The 543-nt window shown below is 36.6% G+C and carries 1 protein-coding gene and 1 pseudogene; both read right to left on the reverse strand.

Annotation, left to right across the window (positions count from 1 at the left end):
- Positions 1-282 (reverse strand): hypothetical protein (locus ACFIL8_RS12605; RefSeq protein ID WP_375690122.1); only part of this gene is annotated, 282 nt, incomplete at its 3' end.
- Positions 279-543, reverse strand: a pseudogene (locus ACFIL8_RS12610) (hypothetical protein); the annotation flags it as partial. The pseudogene ACFIL8_RS12610 and the gene ACFIL8_RS12605, both read right to left, overlap by 4 nt.

The following is a 543-nucleotide window of genomic DNA, read 5'->3' on the forward strand; positions in this document are numbered from 1 at the left end:
ATAACACCAGTTTCCTCTCCCTTTATAATGGAATCCTGATTGAACCATGCAAGCATAAATTGTTGCATCCTCATTAACACTAAGCTTTCTATTTTCTGAATCAGCATCAATAAGGCTCGGTATTCCACATTCTAAGAGGGCTTTTCCTACCTCAGTAGAATCTGCACCTGCCTTCTCCCACATACTCACGTACTCTGGAGGACTGCTGTCAATTTTTGATATGTCACATCCAGTCACACTTAATAGGACTATACCACTCAATAATTTTAAAATTTGTCTCATTTTTTCTTCCATAAATGATCTAAAGTCGAATAAATTGAATGAATTTGTTTAGTAGGAGATGTTCCATAATTAGTTATACACGCTTTACTTGCATCACCATAACAATTATGGGGACTAGGATCATAACCGCCTAACGCCCTCCCTCCCTCTATCAATGGAGAGGTTGCTGTAGTCAATAAACTTTTTCCTACAAACAGCGTCATATATAAAGGATTTTTTATACCTTTCTCCAAAAGTGAAACATCTAGATTTAAAGGTACT

Source organism: Bartonella sp. AP57NXGY (genome assembly GCF_042195805.1).
In the GTDB taxonomy this organism is placed as follows: domain Bacteria; phylum Pseudomonadota; class Alphaproteobacteria; order Rhizobiales; family Rhizobiaceae; genus Bartonella.